Origin of the sequence: Nostoc parmelioides FACHB-3921 (assembly GCF_014696625.1) — a bacterium.
In the GTDB taxonomy this organism is placed as follows: domain Bacteria; phylum Cyanobacteriota; class Cyanobacteriia; order Cyanobacteriales; family Nostocaceae; genus Trichormus; species Trichormus parmelioides.
On sequence record NZ_JACJQL010000027.1, the window covers coordinates 73,274 to 94,001 of the forward strand.

The 20,728-nt window shown below is 41.9% G+C and carries 14 protein-coding genes and 1 pseudogene; 3 read left to right on the plus strand and 12 right to left on the minus strand.

Features of this window, described 5'->3' with window-relative positions; translation table 11 throughout:
- Positions 1-576: 576 nt before the first annotated feature.
- Positions 577-2,610 (minus strand): NAD-dependent DNA ligase LigA, encoded by a 2,034-nt coding sequence (ligA, locus tag H6G14_RS18080; RefSeq protein WP_190568720.1) that lies wholly within the window; start codon positions 2,608-2,610, stop codon positions 577-579.
- Between the two features lie 829 nt (positions 2,611-3,439).
- Between ligA and H6G14_RS18085 the strand changes: the two genes are divergently transcribed.
- Positions 3,440-3,808, plus strand: coding sequence for a con-10 family general stress protein (locus H6G14_RS18085; RefSeq protein WP_190568721.1), 369 nt, complete (start codon positions 3,440-3,442; stop codon positions 3,806-3,808).
- Between the two features lie 118 nt (positions 3,809-3,926).
- Here H6G14_RS18085 and H6G14_RS18090 read toward each other — a convergent pair whose 3' ends face one another.
- From H6G14_RS18090 to H6G14_RS18110, 5 genes and pseudogenes are all read right to left on the minus strand, one after another.
- Positions 3,927-4,715 (minus strand): SDR family oxidoreductase, encoded by a 789-nt coding sequence (locus H6G14_RS18090; protein WP_190568722.1) that lies wholly within the window; start codon positions 4,713-4,715, stop codon positions 3,927-3,929.
- Positions 4,716-4,795: 80 nt separating this feature from the next.
- Positions 4,796-5,560 (minus strand): annotated as a pseudogene (locus H6G14_RS18095) (class II aldolase/adducin family protein); the annotation flags it as partial.
- A gap of 116 nt (positions 5,561-5,676) precedes the next feature.
- The gene (locus H6G14_RS18100) at positions 5,677-5,826 is read right to left on the minus strand and encodes a hypothetical protein (RefSeq protein ID WP_190568723.1); all 150 of its coding nucleotides are present in this window, start codon (positions 5,824-5,826) and stop codon (positions 5,677-5,679) included.
- Positions 5,827-5,874: 48 nt separating this feature from the next.
- Positions 5,875-7,278 carry a hypothetical protein gene (locus H6G14_RS18105; protein ID WP_190568724.1) on the minus strand — a complete coding sequence of 468 codons (1,404 nt, stop codon included), beginning with the start codon at positions 7,276-7,278 and terminating at the stop codon, positions 5,875-5,877.
- 114 nt (positions 7,279-7,392) lie between these two features.
- On the minus strand, positions 7,393-7,803 hold the full coding sequence (locus tag H6G14_RS18110) for a hypothetical protein (RefSeq protein WP_190568725.1): 411 nt from the start codon (positions 7,801-7,803) through the stop codon (positions 7,393-7,395).
- A 949-nt stretch (positions 7,804-8,752) separates the two neighbouring features.
- On the opposite strand from H6G14_RS18110, the gene H6G14_RS18115 reads away from it, so the two are divergent.
- On the plus strand, positions 8,753-10,087 hold the full coding sequence (locus H6G14_RS18115; RefSeq protein ID WP_011317193.1) for a PrsW family glutamic-type intramembrane protease: 1,335 nt from the start codon (positions 8,753-8,755) through the stop codon (positions 10,085-10,087).
- A gap of 260 nt (positions 10,088-10,347) precedes the next feature.
- Here the strand turns inward: H6G14_RS18115 and H6G14_RS18120 are convergent, their stop codons facing one another.
- From H6G14_RS18120 to ndhM, 4 genes are all read right to left on the minus strand, one after another.
- Positions 10,348-10,992, minus strand: a complete 645-nt coding sequence (locus H6G14_RS18120) for a hypothetical protein (protein WP_190568726.1) — start codon at positions 10,990-10,992, stop codon at positions 10,348-10,350.
- A gap of 430 nt (positions 10,993-11,422) precedes the next feature.
- Positions 11,423-13,000 (minus strand): CHAT domain-containing protein, encoded by a 1,578-nt coding sequence (locus H6G14_RS18125; RefSeq protein WP_190568727.1) that lies wholly within the window; start codon positions 12,998-13,000, stop codon positions 11,423-11,425.
- Positions 13,001-13,320: 320 nt separating this feature from the next.
- The gene (locus tag H6G14_RS18130) at positions 13,321-15,597 is read right to left on the minus strand and encodes a PP2C family protein-serine/threonine phosphatase (protein WP_190568728.1); all 2,277 of its coding nucleotides are present in this window, start codon (positions 15,595-15,597) and stop codon (positions 13,321-13,323) included.
- A 748-nt stretch (positions 15,598-16,345) separates the two neighbouring features.
- A complete protein-coding gene (gene ndhM / locus H6G14_RS18135) occupies positions 16,346-16,702 on the minus strand; it encodes an NAD(P)H-quinone oxidoreductase subunit M (protein ID WP_010995900.1) in 357 nt (118 codons plus the stop codon).
- A gap of 920 nt (positions 16,703-17,622) precedes the next feature.
- On the opposite strand from ndhM, the gene H6G14_RS18140 reads away from it, so the two are divergent.
- Positions 17,623-17,904: an Npun_R1517 family heterocyst differentiation transcriptional regulator gene (locus tag H6G14_RS18140; RefSeq protein ID WP_010995902.1), complete on the plus strand. Its 282-nt coding sequence runs from the start codon at positions 17,623-17,625 to the stop codon at positions 17,902-17,904.
- Positions 17,905-18,433: 529 nt separating this feature from the next.
- On the opposite strand, the gene H6G14_RS18145 is transcribed toward H6G14_RS18140, so the two are convergent.
- Both H6G14_RS18145 and H6G14_RS18150 read right to left on the minus strand, forming a co-directional pair.
- On the minus strand, positions 18,434-19,129 hold the full coding sequence (locus H6G14_RS18145; RefSeq protein WP_190568729.1) for a response regulator transcription factor: 696 nt from the start codon (positions 19,127-19,129) through the stop codon (positions 18,434-18,436).
- Positions 19,130-19,194: 65 nt separating this feature from the next.
- Complete coding sequence (locus H6G14_RS18150) at positions 19,195-20,163, minus strand: glycosyltransferase family 2 protein (RefSeq protein ID WP_190568730.1); 969 nt, start codon at positions 20,161-20,163, stop codon at positions 19,195-19,197.
- Between the last annotated feature and the right edge of the window lie 565 nt (positions 20,164-20,728).

Here is a 20,728-nt window from a genome sequence, read left to right on the forward strand (position 1 = left end):
ATCTATAAACCGATTAAAAGGAGGGAGTTGCATTATTTGAGGTTACACAGTAATTTTTCCAGCTTTACTTCAGCTGAATACAGTTACCTATTTTGATACTTGATAAATAAAAGAAATATATCTTTAGGAGTAGTATTGCTTTTCCTAAAATAATTGCATCTATCTTGAGAAATAAAAATTTCTGGGAGTGGGAGAAAATCTTTGCTCAGTATTAAATATTTACCCGCTTATTTCCTCACTCCACTTTCCTCAGAGGATGCTGTGGGCGAATTCAGAATGACAGCCCTAACTACGCCAAAATATTGAGTAGAAAATTACAGATGTAAACCCCTAAAATTTCGTCAAGTGACAAAAAATATTGTGTAATGCTTCTGACAAGCTATTTACCATTTGTATTTACAAAAAAATAGGGTTGTTAAAGCCTCTAAACCACTTCCTATAACTTGGTAAAGCTGTCACCTTAAAAACTCGCGCGACTCAGTCACTCCTGTTTGCATAGGAGAGGTTTGGAGAGGAATTTTTAAGATGCTTTACCCTTTCCAAACATTTTATGACTAATTTGTGAGATGAAAATTTTTATTCTGCTAAAATTTTCATTAATTCAGCTTCAGTTAACTGTTTTATTCCTAAAGATTGCGCTTTTTCTAACTTGGAGCCTGCATCTTCACCTACAACTAAATAATCTGTTTTTTTACTAACTGATTCTGTTATTTTTCCCCCAGCTTTTTGAATTAAAGCTTTAGCTTCATCACGTTTCAAGGTAGGTAAAGTCCCTGTGATAACAAAGGTCTTACCCCCCAACTTGAAGTTATCATGATCAACTGCTGATATTTCTTCGGTGTTTGCAAATTGTAATCCTGCCCCTTGCAAACGCTCAATTAAAGTTTGATTGGCACCAATGCGAAACCATTGGTAGACAGACTGAGCAATTTCTGCACCTATGCCATAAATTCCGGCAATATCTGACTGTTTGGCTGAAGATAATTCTGCGACTGCGCGGTATTTTTCACTCAATAATTGGGCATTAACACTACCCACATGACGGATGCCCAAACCATATAATACCCTTGACCAAGGTTGATTTTTCGATTGAGCGATCGCCTCAATTAATTTCTGTGCCGATTTTTCGCCCATTCTTTCCAATGCAAATAATCGCTCTGTTGTCAAGTCATATAAATCGGCAACGGAATGCACCAAACCTTTATCTACAAGCTGATGTACAAGTTTTTCCCCTACACCTTTAATATCTAAAGCATCACGACTCACCCAGTGTTCAATTGAGCCTTTGAGAATTGCTGGACAAGAAGCATTTACACACCGAGTCACCGCTTCCCCTGTCTCCCGCACCACAGGTTGTCCACAAACGGGACAATCACTAGGCATAATAAAAGGTTGGGTGTCAGCCGGGCGCAGTTCCTTAATTACCCTGACAACTTCGGGGATGATTTCCCCCGCCTTGCGGACAATGACAGTATCACCGATGCGGATATCTAATTGAGCGATGCGATCGCTATTATGTAAAGTAGCCCTAGAAACCGTAGTTCCCGCCAACTGCACCGGGCGCATTTGCGCCAACGGTGTTAACGCCCCTGTCCTTCCCACATTCACAGCAATATTTTCTACACGGGTGGGTGCTTCTTCGGCGGGATACTTCAACGCCACAGCCCACCGGGGAAATCTTTGGGTAAAACCTAACTGTTCTTGTAGCTTAAAGGAATTGAGTTTTAATACTACCCCATCGGTCATATAGGGTAAATTTAATCTTTCTGTATCCCAGTAATTATAATAATCTGCCACCTCAGCTAGAGACTGACAAAGCTTGTGGTTAGGGTTGACCCGAAAACCCATTTTTTGCAACAATTCCAAAGCTTCCCATTGAGTATTGGTAATACTCGCGTCATCCATCCCCGAAATATGCAGGGTATAGGCGAAAAAGTCTAACCGCCGTCGCGCCACAATCTTTGAGTCCAATTGTCTAAGTGTACCAGCCGCCGCATTGCGGGGATTAGCAAATAGCTGTTCCCCAGCTTTTTGTCTTTCTTCATTGATTTGTTTAAACACTTCCAACGGTAAGAAAGCCTCGCCCCTGACTTCCACCTTGGCAATATTTTCTATACCGTCAAAATTTAACCGCAAGGGAATGGAGCGAATTGTGCGGACATTTTGGGTGATATCTTCCCCCGCTACTCCATCACCCCTAGTTGCACCCCTGACTAAAATACCATTTTCATACGTGAGAGCGATCGCCGAACCATCAATTTTCAGTTCCGCCACATATTGTGCCTCCGTTGGTGTTACTTGTCGCCGCCAACGTTGATCCCAACCTTGCAACTCGTCTACATTAAAGGCATTCTCTAAACTATATAAGGGAATATTGTGGCGCACAGAGAGAAACTGTGTGGCTGGCCTTTCCCCGATGCGCTGTGTCGGACTATCTGGTGTGACTAATTCTGGATGCTGAATTTCTAGTTGTTGCAGTTCCCGATACAGTTGGTCATAAACAGCATCCTCCATAACGGGTGTATCCAAGACATAATAAGCATAGCTAGCTTGTTGCAACAACCGGCGCAGTTCCTCTACGCGTTTGACTTCAGTGTGAGTTTGTACCATTAGACTTTTGCAAAATACCTAGCGGATAAAATATAAAGACGATAAAACCTGCCAGTAGCAGGCTTTGAATACCAAACCCTAGATTAATATTCTGTGGTTCAGCTTTTAAATAAAAAAATACCTACATTTCTAGGTTACTCAGTTTAATACAAAAAATTGCAGGCAATAGCTAATTGATAAGCCATTACGCTTTTAAATTACATAGTCACTTGTATGGTTTGTTGACGGTTGACGGTTAACTGTCAACTGTTAACAGCCAACACAAAAAGAACTGCAAGTTAAATACGCGACAGCTTAATGGATAATCGGTAATGAATCAGAAGACTAAATCTACCATCAGCTTGTAAATTTGGTTAATAAGAGCCATAAACGCAGATATCAGCAGAGAACTCTTCATTTCAGCTACTCGATAATATTAGCCTCTGGTCTCTGATTCTTTTATCGGGCTACTTAAAATTAGTAACTTCGGTTATGTAGCCGTAGCCAGATAGATTAGGACATCTAACTCATACCAATTCAATTAATGATTGCAACACATTCTTGGGTAAAGATGCGATTCATCGCGTCTCTACAGATGGTTTATTTGTCGCATTATTTTTTCAAATTGGTATCAGATAAAGCCCTCACAACACAAGGCTTTCCAGTCTGTCAACCGTCAACGGTCAACCGTCAACAGCTATATGTCAAAAGTTGAGGCTCAATCATACATTATTCCCACTAATGGGACATGAAGGTCACTAAATTACTTGGCTAAATTGATAACGAATCATATAAAGATTTTCACTGGCTGAAAGGTCAACAAATCTGCTTAGTAACAAGGAGCAAGATTATGTCAGATACAAGTAAACGTGGCTTTGCTTCTATGGATGAAGATAAGCAACGTGAAATTGCCAGTAAAGGCGGACAGGCTGCTCATGAAAAAGGTACTGCTCACGAATTTACTCCCGAAGAAGCTCGTGAAGCTGGACGCAAAGGCGGCGAAACTGTAAGCCAAGATAGAGAACACATGGCGGAAATTGGTCGTGAAGGTGGTAAACACTCTCATGGCGGTGGACGCAAGAAACAAGGTGGCGAAGAAAGCGAAGACACCGAAGAAATTGAAGATAGCGGCGAAGAAAAGCAAACTCGTGGTGGTACGAGAGAACAGCACTCTGAAGCCGGAAAGCAGAGCCATAAAAATACCAAGAAGAAAAAATAGTTCTTGTTTAGTTTAATGGTTTGATAGTTTCTTCGTCATAGTTGAGCATTGGTCAATTTTTCCTAGATTAATTACTAATGCTCAACTAAATTTGTCGTCTTAAGTCCTAATGCCAATTTTAAAAAGTTCCAGCATTCAGTCCGCCGTCTACTTGTAGCATGACACCATTGACGAAAGATGCCGCCGGTGAGCAAAGAAAGACCGCTACATTAGCAAACTCCTCTGGTTTCCCCATTCGTCCCAAGGGGACAGCCGCATTAATACTAGCAATTTCTACCTCTTTTGTCTGACCAGTTTTAGCCATGCGTGCATTGATTAATTCTTCCACTCGTTCTGTATATGTCCAGCCTGGTAGAATGCTGTTGACACGAATTTGCTCCTTACCCAATTCTTGAGACAAAGTTTTTGTCAAACCAATCACCCCTAAACGAATCGAGTTTGACAACACCAAATTTTTAACTGGTTGTTTAGTCGAGGTGGAAGTAATGGTGAGGATTGCAGGTGCAGTTGATTGACGCAAGTGAGGTAAGGCGTACTTTACCAAACGCACCGCACTGAGCAAATTTAAGTTAATGGCAGTTTCCCAGGTTGCTAAATCCGTTTCATCAAACGTACCGGACGGTGGCCCGCCTGCGTTTGTCACTAGAATATCTAGCCCACCGAATCTTTCCACTGTTGTATTAATAACTTGTTCGGTGTCACCGGGTTGAGTAACATCTGCACGCACAGCCAACACCTCTGCACCAGTTTCGTTGGCAATTTCCGCCGCCGCTTTCTCAACTAACTGGCTGCGCGCACTGATGACCACTTTTGCGCCCTCACGGGCAAATTGCCATGCTGTAGCTTTGCCTAATCCTTTACTGGCTGCTGTCACTAAGGCTACTTTGCCCCTGAGTTGCAAATCCATAAATATATTTTTTCCTAAATACGTAGGTATAAGCCTACCCGTAGAGTATTTTGAATTTTGAATTGATATATCCCTAGTACCTAATCAAACAATTCAGGTTCTTCGCGTACGATTCTATCGTAAAGAGGCTGGAAACTAAACCAACCTGCTTTCGGTTCCCCTACCTGACTATGGGTCAAACGGGCGGTTTCATGGCCAATTATTTTGGGTTGACCAGCAGCTTCCGCTAGTAGTTGAGCTTGGCAAGAACGCTCTAGGCTAATGTACCAAAATGCTGCTTCATCTACTGTGTGTCCTACAGTGAGAATGCCATGATTCCGCAAAATCAGTGCTTTGTTATTACCTAAGGTCTCAGCCAGTCGTTTACCTTCAGAAGTTTCTAAAACGACTCCTGTATAGTCATCCAGCAAGGCGTGGTCTTCGTAAAAAGCGCAAGCATCTTGGGTTAAAGGGTCGAGTAGACGACCTAAGCTAGACCAAGCTTTACCATAAATCGAGTGAGCATGAGCAGCCGCGACGACATCGGGACGAGCTTCATGAATTTGAGAATGGATGGCGAAAGCAGCTTGATTTATCAGTGCGTCGCCTTTGACCACATCACCATCTCGATTCACTAATACCAAGTCAGAAACTCGAATGTGTCCAAAATACTTCCCTAAGGGATTTACCCAAAAGTGGTCTGTAAATTCTGGGTCACGAGCTGTGATGTGACCTGCGATTCCTTCACTAAAGCCAAACTTGCCAAACAGGCGAAAAGCTGCTGCTAGACGCTGTTTGCGGTGTAGGCGTTCTTCTTCAATACTGTTAAATACGGGGGGTAGGGGTCTACTAAATACGGACATTTTCTTTTTCCGATACTTTTTTGCTAACGTTTATTAACAAATACCGTAGGACATAAATTAGAGACAGATGGACTCCCAGATGTAGTTGTGACAGCAAGAATCAGACTTTCTGAACGTAACTAGTAGTAGATATCATCTGGTTTTAGCGATCGCTCTTCCACTACTTCTAATTCTGCGTATCTTTCTAAATTACCACCATCTACCCTGCTGTAGAGTGTTTCGTCTTGACTACCTTTGTATAAAGAAATCAATGCCCAAGCAATCATCATGAATCGGTGTGCTAGAACCAGGTAGAAACCCCAAACACCAGATTTTCATTATTGTTTACTGTCTTCTGGTTGCCAGATATCCCAGTTATACCAGTGACGCACCGCCAACCAAATCACAGATAGTAAACCTGCAACGCTCAAGGTGAGGCCACTGTATGGTACCAATAATCCCAATACTGGTACTACTGCCCCAGCAATGGTACAAATGATGGCAGCCAAAGCAGCACTACGAGTAGAACCCAAGCCCCAAGTTAAGGTCAGTAGGACAAGGGAAATCATCGTCCATGCTAATTGAGCATCCATAAAGCGGCTCAAGTAGGTTAAGGTCAACAAGCAAGCAAAGTAGATACTACTGGCGATCGCTACGTTTGTTAAACTCATCGGTAGAGATAAATATAGCAATAAGATCCACCACAAAAATAATGCTGGTGCTAATAGTAATAAACGGGGAATAATGCCTGTTTGGCGGATGGGGTTTGTATTTGTAAATACCCCAAACGGGTTTTTCACAGAAACATTATCATCAAATATCCAAGTGTATTGGGTACTGCGTCCATCAGCTTTCCTTTCTTTAGGTACGATACCACTGGCAAAATCCGCCCCAGGAAAGTTGGCTATTGTTGTCAGGCGAAAATTAGATAATAGCTGTCCGGCGCTATTGTAAACCCAGCGCGGCCCTCCTTGCGCCTGATAAGTAACGCGAAAACTGGTTTCTTGTCCTGGTTCCAAAAGAAAGGCAAAGCTATAATTCCCTGGATTGACTGGCTCTAATCTAGTGCGATCGCGCTCTACTTTATAGTTAGATAGTAATGAGTAGCCATTGGGCGGCTGTATTTCAAAGAAGAAATTATTAATATCCTTGAGGCGGTTGACTACTTTGTAATCAGCAGTATAGTCTGCACGATAAACCGCACTACGTCCTTGTACATCGGTGCTTTGTTCCAACTTTACCTGAATTTGCGAGCCTGCCAAGGATAGTAAGCGGCTTACCTGTTGCGTATCATTGACCTTGACGATTTTGCCATTAACTTGAGTGGTGTAAGTATATGGTTCCTGGGTGACATAGCGTACTTGCGGCGCAATTTGTTCTAGCTTATCCCCAGAAACGCTTTGGACTACTTGGGCAATCTTTGCCTGTTCCCAGTGGTGATAACGATTGCTTAAGGTAGAAGAGAGAAAAAATCCTCCCACCAATAAAATTAATACTAAGGCTAAGTGTTGCAAGCCCCGCAAAATTTGGGCATAACGAATAGCCCATTCACCAATAAAAATAGTTTGTTGTGACGAATTGTGTCGTAAGGCGAAACTCATCAGAGCGATCGCTATTCCCAAGGCTATGACTAAAAATACTAATAATAGAGAAGCTGTAATTAATTGCGACCCAAGCTGAATTAGCTCTGTTGGATGGGTCAAATCGGGCAAACCTGGAACGCCCTGGCTACTAGAAGACATTGTTGGTTTTTTACATAATTTGAAGCATCAGACTTCTAAAACCGCACAAAAGTTTCAAAAAAAATCCCCGACTTAGCGAATAAGTCAGGGACTATAGTGATTAGTCATCAAAAATTAATTTTTTTGACGATTATTTGCTACTCGACAAACAATTTCCATAGAAGCAGCATCAGCAGTTTTTGGCTTAGGAAAAATTTCCTGCTCGGTTTTATCTTCACTGGTCAACTTACCATTAGCAGCGTAGAGAGAAAACTTTTTAGTAAATAATCTACCTTGACTACAAGCTGCATGAAGCCTTCTTTTAGCTATACCTTCTCCATGTTGTTGGACAAGAGTAAAGTTAGTACCATTGATAGAGGCCAAATCTAAAGCAATGGGAAAACCTCGTTGATCTGCACCTACTTGAAGATAAAAATTATTATTCTTGGTTTCGGCGATGGCCTGCTGCCCACTGTAGATGATTGCTATTCCGCTCAATGACAATGAAGCAATTACCATTAAGCCGCTAAATGGTTTTAAAAACATCAGATATAAATTGAATAACTATATTTTATTTGTATTCATAAAACTTATTTTTTGGCGCGGTAAAATCACGGTAAATGATTAAATTCAAGATACAATCTTTAAAATTTTTGTCTTTGAGCAAAAAAATAACCGTAGCGGGAAAACTACGGTTATTTAAGTAAAATGGTAAACTCTAATTTTTGCCGAGAATTTGCAAGATATAAATTCAGATATTTGACTATCTATCATGTCTTTTGAACATACATCCTAGCTATTGTAAATATATTTGTCATCACTGAATTCAGTTATTTAATCGGTGAAAATTTTCACTTATTTTCCGTAAATTCTTTGTATTTAGTAGATTTATAAAATATAAAATTTTTATTTTTACAGTGTTATTACATAATCACTTTGTTCTAAAAAATACGTTTACAATAAACAAGTACGAGATTTTTGGTTTGAATTAGTACCTAACGAAGTGGCAAGAATGTTGGGTTACTCTACAAGAAGGCTGCGCCTACGTTCCTCAACCCAACCTACACCAAATCACTTTTTTAACGCTAACTGAACTGTATTGACTTATAGGAAAGGATGAAGGTGCAAGGTTTCACCGCTTACACCCAATATCAACAGTAGATAAGTCCTAATTAATATGCCAAGAGGTAATTTTATTCCTATATATAAAAAAGTGGCAAATATTACTAAATATATGTTCAATGGCTGTACTTTTAATTAATTACCGGATTTTCAAAACTCATATATCTAATAAATAAGATACAAAAAATACTTTTTGCAGTGAGAATACTTGTCACAATGAGGATAAAGAATTTTAAATTTTGCATGAGTGAATTTTAAATTTATTCACAGAGAGTAGAGCTATAGTGTATTTAGCAATGCTGCTGTTAGTGTGGCTGAGGTTAACGCCGAAGCCCAGGTATTTTTTATGAATTAGTTTGGAAAGACCTACTCGATGACAGGCAAAAACGCAAGACATAATGCTTTTCTGCGGCTAGTGTCTGGTAACGGAGCAGCATTTGGGTCAGAATCTCGCTACTCGCTTACCAGTAAAGAAGTGGTAATTGGACGTGACCCCAGCTGTCAAGTTGTTTTAGATGCCATGATGTATCGGATGGTATCCCGTCGTCATGCTGTGGTTCGTCCCGTAGCTTCATCTGTAGATAGCAAATTTAGCTGGGTACTTTGTGATTTGAATAGTGCTAACGGTACTTATTTAAATGGTCAACGCTTGTATGGGTGTCAGGAGTTACACGCAGGCGATCGCATTTCTTTGGGTGCTGATGGGCCACAATTCCTGTTTGAGTATGCAGTCGCTCCCCAACCGACAATCATCACCAACCAAGTTGCACCCCTGCCCTCAGCCAAGCACCCCCCTAAACCAGATTCGGTGAGCTTCACCCAGCTGTTTCCAATTATTTCTACTGGTAAGGATTTGACACGCAAAGCTTATCTTGTCCCCGGAATACTGACAGTAGTATTTGTAGTGTTGATGTTTGCAACGGTGGGTAGGCCACAAGCCAATCAAGTAATTGTCGCAACTTATATAGCTTTGGCTGCTTACTATTTTATTTACCAACTTTGCGGCAAACCTAAACCTTGGTGGGTGTTAGTTGGTGCGGCTTTGAGTACAACCCTGATTTTGCTTAGTCCCTTATTAAATTTATTTATTTTCATTTTTCGGGAAGTCCTTCCTGGTAGCGTACCACCCATAGATCAACCTGTCAGTAGCCTCACAGAATTATTTGTGGGGTACTTTTTTGGTGCTGGCTTAATGGAAGAATTACTCAAAGCTTTGCCTATATTGGGAGTATATCTAATTGCTTTGGGACTACCACCCGCTTGGCGAGAACGTGTTGGCGTTTGGGAACCTTTGGATGGTATTCTCTTGGGAACGGCTTCGGCTGTAGGCTTTACCTTATTGGAAACTCTGGGACAATATGTACCAGCTGCATCTTTACAAGCAGGTACAGAAGTGGGTTTACAAGTCTTGATTGCTCGTATCTTAGGCTTACCAGCCGGACACATGGCTTATAGCGGTTATTTGGGCTATTTCATCGGGTTAGCTGCTCTTAAACCCCGTCATGCTAAACAGATTCTCGCCGTTGGCTACCTCAGCGCCGCCGCACTCCACGCTTTATGGAATACAGCCGGACACAGTAATAATTTACTTTTAGTTGTGGTTGGGGTTTTGTCTTATGCTTTCTTGATGGCAGCGATTCTGAAAGCTAGAGCTTTATCACCAACGCGATCGCAAAATTTTGCCACTCGTTTTCTTGATCCTAAATAGAGTCCTAAGTACGGCTTGATGGCTCAACTGAGCGTTCTACAGAGCGCTCACACCTAAATCTTTGCCAAGCTTCGTTTATCTGTCTTAGGGTAGATTGCGCTAATTTTTACATCAGCTTATGGTTACGCTATGAAGTTTCTTTGTGCCTAAAAATCTAACACTCGAAAGCTAAAAAAATCCGACAAAAGTGCTACCTGTGAGCAAAATCACTGTTCACGGGAAAATTATCAACTTCAAAATATATAAAACATCTGTAGAAGTTAGGATTCTGGCTGAGAATCATTGAGTTGTCTGATAGCATAGTAAGCGATCGCTACACTTAACTTTGCTTGCTCAACTTCTGATAGAGCAGACCACTCTTGATGATTAACGTTATCCACTATAGATGTTAAATTTTGCCCTTCGCTGCTCCGCATAGCGTAAGCATAGGGACGGGCGAAAATCAACAAGTCATCTGCTTCCCATGTGGGTAATACACTCTGTACACACTCTACGAGTTGTTCGCCTAGAGATTGTTGAGAAGCGAAAATTTCTGCCGCTTTGGTGGCGATCGCATTCAGCCAACTTTGTGGGATACCAGTCGCAAAAGCTGTGTGTAAATTTTCTTGAAGATGATCTACAACTAATGATAATGTATTATGATTGTAGTATGAAGAAGGTGTTACCCCTGACCATAGGTGGTCTAGTTTATCGTAAAAAATCTGCGCTCTGGTGGTAAATTCTTCAGCTGATACATCTTGAGCAAATTGCCGTTCTAGTTCTTCAAAATATGCTTCTGACTCATTGTCAGAGGGATTCCAAGGATAGACTGCATCCTCTGGTTCTAATAAAGCTGCTAATAAATCTAATTCCATTTGAGATACTACAGAATGGCAAGCGTCTGAACCGTTAGTTTTATGAGTCATTGATTGCCTCCTGATAAATTGATTTAGTTGACATTGACAGCTACAGCACTCAGATTTGGATTTCCGCAAAAAAAACGTTTTTTTATAATCTTCAAATTAGTCGTTTACTGCATTGGCTATATCAGTTGTTAGTCGCCATTTGTTTTTTATCTAGTTTAATGCCTAGTTTGATTGTGGACTGTTTTTCTAAAACTTTAGCTATTAACTCATGACAAAATCTCCCTTACTCGATGAATAAAAATTTTTCAAGGTAAATCCTCCCAACTCAATAGATATAGCTGTTAACTGTTGACTGTTGACAGCTAACAGCCTTTATTAGTAGTTATGCTTTTTTAGCGTGCATTAGCTTATTTTCCCAATTGAGAACGTAAAATCGCACGGGTAGAAGCCCACAATCAAATCATGAAAATATCTTGTCCCCATGATTGATTCAAGAATCTTCAATAATAAATTCCCAGATTTCACCTCTTGAACTACCAAACTTTAACTGCATACCTGATTTTAACGGAACTTCCTCCCGCAGAAGTTGTTGCCAACCATTAGAGCCTAAAAACCAGGTCGTGCCATAAGTGGAAAAATCTTGGAGATAATAGGTGCGGGCTGGATTACCAGTAAAATTATTCCGGCATAAAATTTCGGCGTGTCGCTTGGAAACAGAAAGTTCAGGGATGACGATATCATTATCTTTCGTCCGACCGATGCGTGTGACACCAGTTCTTAAAAACCAGCTACGACCTCCAGGAGTGAGCGATCGCAATGAGGCGATCGGCATGGGAGAATTAGAGTTAGGAATAGCAGTATCGGGCATTTCCGTGACACTTTCATCAAAACTTTTGATGAGTTCACCATCAAAATCTGGATGTAAGTAAAGAACGGGTAAAGTCCAAGCGGGTTGATTGTACTTATATAGTGTTAACAGTTCTTGCCTGGCTTCCGCCACTGCTTCATCGATGGGCTTGCGCGATCGCAATGCTTCGGCAAAGGCTTGAATAAAACTGTGGCTTTCATGGTCAGCGATTTCATCCCGCATCGCCAAAACTGCCGGCACACCATGACGAATTAAAACTTCTGCCAAACTACTAGCAGGAATGGCCTGATGATTAATAGCGGCTGGTTGTGCGCCCCAACAAGCGTTAAACACAGCCAACTTCAAAGCGCTGCGGGTTAATACTTGGGCTAGTTCTATGCCGTTCAGGCTCATTCCTGGGCGCAAGAACAACAATCCACCATCCGGCCCTGGTAGACCATGACCAGCGTAGAAAAAGACATTATATGCTTTCGTTTCTAACTCTTGAATCAACTCTTGGGGTGTAGGCTGGATGAGAGTTTTGACTGTACATGGTGCATAACCCTGACCATAACCAGCTACTTGACCACCATTTAACAGGGTTTTTTCTAGGATAGCGGCTTCTGTTTGCAGTTGCAGGTTTTGATCGTGTCCGAGAACCAGCAGCACTTTTAAAGCTTGATCAATACGTAAATATGGCAAGGCCTCAACTTCACTGGTGGTACGGCTAAATAATACATCTGGGGAGAGGGACACCGCAGGCTGTCCTGGTTCCCGTTGCATAATTTCCCAGGGTAGGGCGATTAAATCTGGGTCACGAATTTCCAGACGAAAGCGCAAACGTGTATGTTGACCCATAGCGATACCGCGACTACGTTCCAGACTCCCCAGAATTGGCCCCTCGAATATCCAACGCCATAAATTCATCCCCAGGTATTGCATGAGACGACTACTATAACCAGTGGTTTGCCCGGAGGGGAGGGAAACTATATTCCCAGGCACTGAGTTTGTTAATGGGGGTTTCGTATCGGAAGAAATGTGAATACCACTATGACCAGCAAACATTTGCTGCCATTCTTGCCAAATTTGACTGAGTTCGGACGGCCAAGCACAGTCACGGAGAACATAGCCACTGGGATAGGGAGCCTTGACCACCCAAATGGCGAAACTATCTTTGCCAGTGTTGATGAGACGGGCGATCGCCAGATTCAGGGAGGGCATGGATTAGCACACTACGAGGTAAGAACAATTCAAAGTTATGGTTACTGAGGCTGTCGCAGTCGAGATATTTTGCCTACGCACTGCTATGGATATTCAGTAGGAGAATTTTGCCCAGACTGAAACTACTTGTAGACTTAGTGGCAAGTCTGTAGCAAAATCCCGTAGGGTGCGCCGGCTGCTGGCCAACATAACTTTGTCACAGAGGGGTGTGAAACCCTTGAATTTACGATTAATTGCCAAGTGTGATTTTTCTTGAGAAAAACTTTTGGCTTGTAAATTGCGTTTTGTTATTATCTGTATTATTTCAGGTTTTTATCAGTTTATCGATTATTTGATTCAGCTGCATCTGGATTGTTGGGAGTATTTGCTGCTGGGGGTGGGGTGTCCCGTGGTAGAGAGACGCTATCACAAGGACTATCTTGATTGGGTTGTAAAACCGTTACAGCAAATCGTTTCAGTTCAGCTAATTCTGTTTTGATTGGCTGGTCTGAAGATTGTGGAGGCTCGATCGCTAGATTATTAGTGCTAGCTGGCTGGGGGTTACAAAGACGTAAATATACTTCATAAATCCCTGGAGAGGGTTGAGGATTGAATTTTTTATCAATCACTTCTAAAAAACTTTCTGGGGGTAGCTTTTGTTGATTGAAGGTGATTTCGCTGTTAGTTTTGATTATCCATCCAGGTGCGAGATTATTCAGCGATCGCTGCTGTGCTTTGGGACTCTGGGTGGTTGACGGTAAATTCCTAGTTGGGGTGACTGTGGGATTGGCGTATGGCGATCGCAGTAACATGACCCAATATCCCAAGACACCAGCTGTCGCCACCAAGATTAACGGCACGATCAGATTTAGGGGTAGTTTGCTGATTCTATTGGGTAAGTTGCTGGGAACTACTTGAGTTTTTTGTTCTGGTTTAGTCTCTAGTAAGGTTGGCTGTAGCGCTCTTGATGTCAGATTGACAGTTTTGATATGAGTGCTATCGGGAACAACTGCTTTCAGAGTGATCTGTGGTTCGGTGTATTTGACTCGACAATTGACTAGAGCGATCGTCACATTATCATGTCCATTCTTCGTGTTAGCGATGTCTACCAAGCGCTCAACCACGTTAACTATATTATTTTCTTCACCCGTAAGAATTGGTAAGATTTCCGATTCCCAATAGTCTTCCACACGGTCGAAATCACTTAACCCGTCGGAAGTCAACAAAAATACCCCATCTTCATCGAGGATAAATCTTTGGGCTGTGGGATGTAGTGAACTGCTGGGACTCATACCCAAAGCCTGCACCAGCGAACCAGAACCACCTTGTTGTACTGCTTCCCGATAAACAGCGTAGCCTAATCTCACTTCCCGCGATGCCACATCATCATCCAGGGTAACTTGATAACAACCGTGACGAGTGATCCAATAGGCGCGACTGTCGCCGACGTGGGTAATATACATTTCGTGGGCAATAGGTAAAGCCATCACCAAGGTTGTCCCCATGCGTTTTCTTCCTTGGCGATTTTCGCTGTCGTTGCGCTGACTAATTTTGTCGTTGGCAACAGCAGCAGCCCGTTCTAAATCAGCTATCAACAGTGATGGTTCAATATGGTCTGGTGGTACGTTGATCAGTTGTTGTACCTGTTTCTGGATAGTTTCAATTGCTAAATTAGAAGCAACATTGCCGCCCTCATGTCCACCAATGCCATCACAAACAATAGCCAAGGCAGTTGGTTGGGGTGGTTTGCTCAATAATGTGCCACTGGGAGGATAACAAGCATCTTCGTTCCGTTGACGGCTGGGGCCAGTGTCAGTTTTAGTGGCAATTTGAATGGTAGGCGTTTGTGATTTGCTTAATTCTGCCAATCCTCTGTCTAAAACGGCAACTAGTACCTCTGAGGATTTGATTTCCCCTTGAATTAGCAAATGACTAATTTGCTGAACAAATTCTGCTATGGCTGGTTTGGCTTCCTGGTGTAGCTGTTGCCAAAATTCACCCAATTGTGGCAATTCTAGCGCTGTTGTCGAGTCAGAATGCAGCTCCAACAACCGTACTAATGGCCCTTCCACCCGCAGCAGGTATGGGTTGAGTAGGCTAGATACAACGCCTTCACTCTTGAAAGGTTGCCAGAGATTGGCAATTTGCCACAGCCAATGTAGTTGGCGCATTGATGTAGCGTAGCGCCAAGCATCGGTAAATTCGCTACACAAATGCACCTGTTGAGCTAAATTGTCTGCGAACAGAGGAGATTTTTCCAACAATAAAACTTGACTGTGGACGTATCCATCGGTTATCGGTAGTATCCCATAGACTTGGGGGATATTTAACCGATAGGGGATGAGCCGCAGATAAGGTCTGATGGGATGGGTATTTTCTAAATCAGGCGCTTGGGGTAGTAAACCGGGTTTAGTATCTAAAACAACAGACTGATTGATAATTAAATAGCGATCGGCTAATATTTCTCCGGTACTGCCAAGACTCAGACTATCTCCCACCACCCACAAATAACGCTTGGGTAAGGGTGTGGAGCATCGCTGGCAAAACTTGTGTGTCAGGGGGTTCGCAGCCTGACAAAGTTCGTTTGGACAGTAGAGCGTTGCCGCATCATTTTCCATAGTGTTCGCACCGATCAGCGATTGGCAATTGTTTCAACAGCACTGGTAGCGGCAAGAATGAAGACCGCTCATATTTCTTGAATTCGATTTATCCATCGTGGGATCATGATTTTAGCTGGTAGATACCAACAGATATTAGTACTTATCTGAACTTATGCAAACACCATACTCCTTTGTCAACCTTACAGCCTCATCATAGCTTTTATTTATCTGTTGCTTTCCCTTGCTAGAGCCGCTAACACTCATCCTGTCAAGATTGTTTGCTTTGGTTGCGTTAATCATGAACGATCGCAAACAACACAGATATTTCCATAGTTTATAAGTTGTGGAACAGTCATAAACTTTAATTAAGAATTAAGATACTAAAAGCTAAACATCTGGACAATTCATCCTTAGTAATACCCTACAGGTGTGAGTGGCGTTCCGCAGGAAAGCAAACTAGCTTAAGTTTAGCTTGCGACTACTCCCGTGGATAAATCGTACAGTAGGCTCAACTAATGCGGGACTAAATTGCATAAATACTAATAAGGGCTGTTAACTGTTGACTGTCAACAGTCAACAGCCCTCACGATGGATTACGCAACTTAAAAGCACAATAGCTTAACGCTTATATAATTCGTACAGCACTCCAATTGGATGATAAATATCTAATTGATTTAGTGCTGTTCAAATTAACACATTTATGAAAATAAGTCAGAACCCCGACTTCTACTTCTTCGAGGAGTCGGGGTTCTGGGAACATGGGGTACTATTTATCCTCAACGGCCACTTGAGGGAGTCCTAAGCTGTAGTTAGTGACGCGAGCCGACAGATTGTAGCTGATTTCGCCTTTTTGGAGGAGCGATCGCAGATAATGTTCTAAGTCTGACCCAATGCGGCGTAAGTTGTAGTCTGTCAGGTCTGCACCGCTTGAGGCTTCAACTAATTCATCGAACTTGCGATAAATCTTTTGCAAAGCATCTTCATTCCAGTTGAACTCGTTGTCCGGGTCGATATCCAAGGTCAAGACCTGATTGCTGGGAACTAGTTCGCCATCCCGGTCAATTTCTGCTGCAAAAATGCGGATGTGTCTGGTTGTAGACTTGAGCAGCGTTGCGTTTTCCATAGCAGGGTGTCAGATTCAGGTTAATTACACTGAAATAATTGTAGACGCTATATATGGGCTGCAAAGCACTCAAATTAAATGGGTGCTGGAGGCTAGTAGTTCACCAACCCAAAATTGCTGGGCTAGGGCAAGCAGGGGGAGCAGAGGAGCGGGGGGAGAAGTCGCAAGGAGGAGCCACTGTGTTGGGCGGGTTTCCCGACTTATAGCAAGTGGCGTTGGTTTCCCTCTCTTACGAGACGCTTACGCGAACCGGGCGAACTTCGGGGGAGAAAGAGATTTTTTTGCTGCTATTAACCTTGCAAAGTTCTCTTGGCATACTACCAGGGAAGAATTTTGGAGTCAGTTATCCCCTCTTTTCCCTTTTTCCCAGAGGTTGATTGAATTTTCTTTAGTTGAACTTAGAGTCTATGCTATGGTTTAAAACCAAGATTTTACTTTTGATAAAATTGCTCATCTCCCACTCCTGAATTTGATGATGAACAAAACGTACATTGAGTAATTTTACGTAATTAGCATACAACTACGTCTAGCTTTAATAAAATCAAAAAAAATGAGGGATTTACTTACGTGTAAACACGAAAAGTTCAGTAAAAACTCAAACTATTGTTGATTTTAAAATAAAGTTGATGTGAAAAGCTTTAAAAACCTAGAACAACTTCTTACAGAAACTTTATTGTATATAATCTCAAAAACTGAATAATAGTTATGGCTTACCTGAAATACAACCGACACAGGAAGATTTAATCCTCGACAATAAAAGTCTATCTAAAAAAATCAGGAGCATGGAATGGAAGATAAATGCGGTGAATTAAAAATAAATTGTTAGTTCAGGCAGAACGAATTCAAAAGACTATACAGAAATTTTGTAGGAGATATACCTCCTCAACCTCATACCACCAAGCACAGGAATCTCTAAAACTATGAACTCGAAAGCATTACCACGGCAAATAAATAATATAGAAGTCGGTGTCTATGAGTGCGAAATACATCTCAAATTCCGGTTAGTTGAGGAAAAAAGCTTGTTGGGCGATCGCGAACAACTGATGCAGATCCTGCTAGACGCTCTAACGGAAGGGTCGGATGACTTTTTAGAGATGCTACAAGCGTCCGTAAAAGCACAAGAAGTGTCTGAGTTTAAAGCATCACCTCAAATGCGTCGTCAATTGATGCGTTTACGTAATGCCGTTGATACTAATCAATAGTTAGAAATAAAGTTGCAATTTGAGTAGTGGCAAATCAAATACTGGGCAGAAAATCTTAATTTTTTATAAGTTAGCCCATTTACCTATTTGCTCTAAATATTGAGTTGGCTTGTATAACTTAATGCCTTTGTTAATAAGCTCAAATTTACCCTACTCTCCAAAAAGCTAAATAAAGCATCTACAATCGTAGTTTTTACCATTTACTGTACTTATATAGATGAGTAATTACTAGCACTAATATTTTGTTTCTGAGACTGATAAAAGTTTTGGATATCTTATTTGTGATGGCAATGGCTCTGACCAGGGTTTTACTTCTATGTGCGGAGATTAATAGTAAAAATTGCCACAAATTCTGCAACAGCATCTCTCACATCTTGAAAAAAGTTGACAGTTGATGCTGCTATATCCTTAGTTATTAAATGTAATGGTATTTTTACTGCTACTTAAGATATTTCCGACAAAGCATTTGTATCTCTGTCCTATATGAAGGTACAGAGATGGGAAATTCTTATGGAAGTTTTGGAGTAGTTTATTTGGCTAGACCGTGTTCCAAGGCAAAACGAACTAACTCAGTACGGCTGTTGGTACCTGTTTTACTAAACAAACGACTCACGTATTTTTCGACGTTACGCACGCTGGTTTCGAGACGGCGGGCGATTTCCTTGTTCATTAGCCCTTCCGCTACCAAGTTTAAAACACTCTGTTCTCTGGGAGTGAGGTCAATTTTAAAAGGCGCTGGTGACTGGGAAATGGCATTCCTTTGAGTTAATAAAGCTTTGATTTGAGCAATTTGATTGGCTAGTTCGGCGATATCTGGTGTTTCGCCTTCTTCGGTGGTTTTTTGAGGCTTGCTGTTGCGGCGGGTAAGTAAGTTTTCGACGATCGCTACCAGTTCATCTGGGTCGAAGGGTTTAGGTAGATAAGCATCAACGCCAGCTTGATATCCTTGGATGCGATCGCTCGTCATCCCTTTAGCTGTTAAAAATACCACGGGGAGTGATTGAAATCGGGGGTCTTCGCGCAATTGCTTGAGAAATTGATACCCATCTACCTGAGGCATCATCACATCGGAAATTACGAGGTCTGGTGTGCTTTGCTGCATCAAATCCCAACCCTCACGGGCATTACTGGCGACTTGAACGCTAAAACCACTTTCTTGCAAGTAGTCTTTGACGGCTTCTCTCAATCCGGGTTCATCATCTACCAGTAACAATTGTGCTGACATCTAAAAATTTCCTATGGTTTACCTTGTTCCAATGTAGCGAATCATGGATCGAAAATTCAAACTTCCTACAACCATTCAATGGTCTTAGCCTGTTCTGGTAGTTTGGCATCCCGTTGTCCGACTGCACGCGCTCTAGCGGTGAACAGACTAATGGGAGTATTGAATAAATCTACCAAGTTGGCTTTACCGGCGATCGCTTTGGCGCTGTCCCTTGGTAATTCTTTAATTAACCAACGTGTTAAACGGTAGCCAATATCTTTGAGGCTGATATCAGGCATTAAGTTTACGCCATGTAGTTCGTGCAGATAGCGATTGGAGCGTCCGTAGCGTCGCCATTGACTGGCTAGCTCCTTGAGTGTGGCACGGTGACGGTGTTGGACAATGGCATCTGAGGCAAATTCTAAACTACCAATATTTGCCTGCAAAATTCGCCAACAAATATCTGCATCACCGCCAGTAGTCAGGTAGGGACGGAATAATCCGGCTTGAGTAAAGGCAGTGCGTCTGATGGCTAAGTTAGCTGTTTGACCGTAGGGACAAAAGCTATTAGCTAGGGTGTGCTTTTGCGAGAGTGTATCTTGGCGGTCTGCGTGTTTTTCTAATAAATTTTTTCCTGGTAAAGCAGCGATTTCACCTGCAACAATTACCACTTCTGGATTGACAAAAGGTTGAATTAGTGAATTCAACCATTGGGGTTGGGGACGGCAATCAGCATCTGTGAATACCACAATTTCACTAACAGCAGCCCGGATTCCCATGTTACGCGCCGCGTAGGAGCTTTGAATTTTATTTTCGCTGAGGGGACGAATATTAATTGGGGAATTAGCAGCAGATTTTTCTATGAAGGAGAGGGTGCGATCGCTGCTGTTATTATCTACCAATAGGTACTCTACCCTTTCTGGGGGATAGGTTTGAGATAAAAAACAGCTAATTAACTCCGGTAAATCTGCCTCACCGTTATAAATAGGAACAACCACCGATACCATTGGCAAAAAGCTGTTGGCGGTGGTTGGATCATTTTGCTGATGATTCATAAAACCTGAGAGTGTGGGTTAGGAAATACTAATTTAGTATAGGAGTGAGTCAGATATTCTCTGCTTGACTCCTGTCTTCTTTTAGTATTCCCGCGCCACTCAAGTTCTGGTTATGGCTCCAGAATTATGGAACAGAAAAATGCTGATATGTCAACAACCCCACCCATAAGGGGATGGTGCTTGTGATTCAAGTTCCCATTTCTGGGCAGACCACAATAGGCTGATTGACCGCAGCCCTGAGTTTGAGAAAATCCTGACGAATATTCACAGCAGCGTTTTATGTCTTATTAAATTCTAAATAACAACAACAACAACAGCGTAGCTGATATGTACTTTTATCACTACGTTGTTTTCATGGCTATACAAATTACTCGCTTAAGTATACAATGTAAATAACGATATTGAGGGTAAGTGAGGATGAAAGTCCAAAAAGGTATCCTCCCAGACAGGTATTATCCCAGGGCAAACGCATCTAAATATAGTACAAGAATACTAAGCAAGGGATAAAGGCAGGCATATCTAACGGCAAGGTTCTGTCTAAGTAGGTGGTATAGAGGATAAGTAG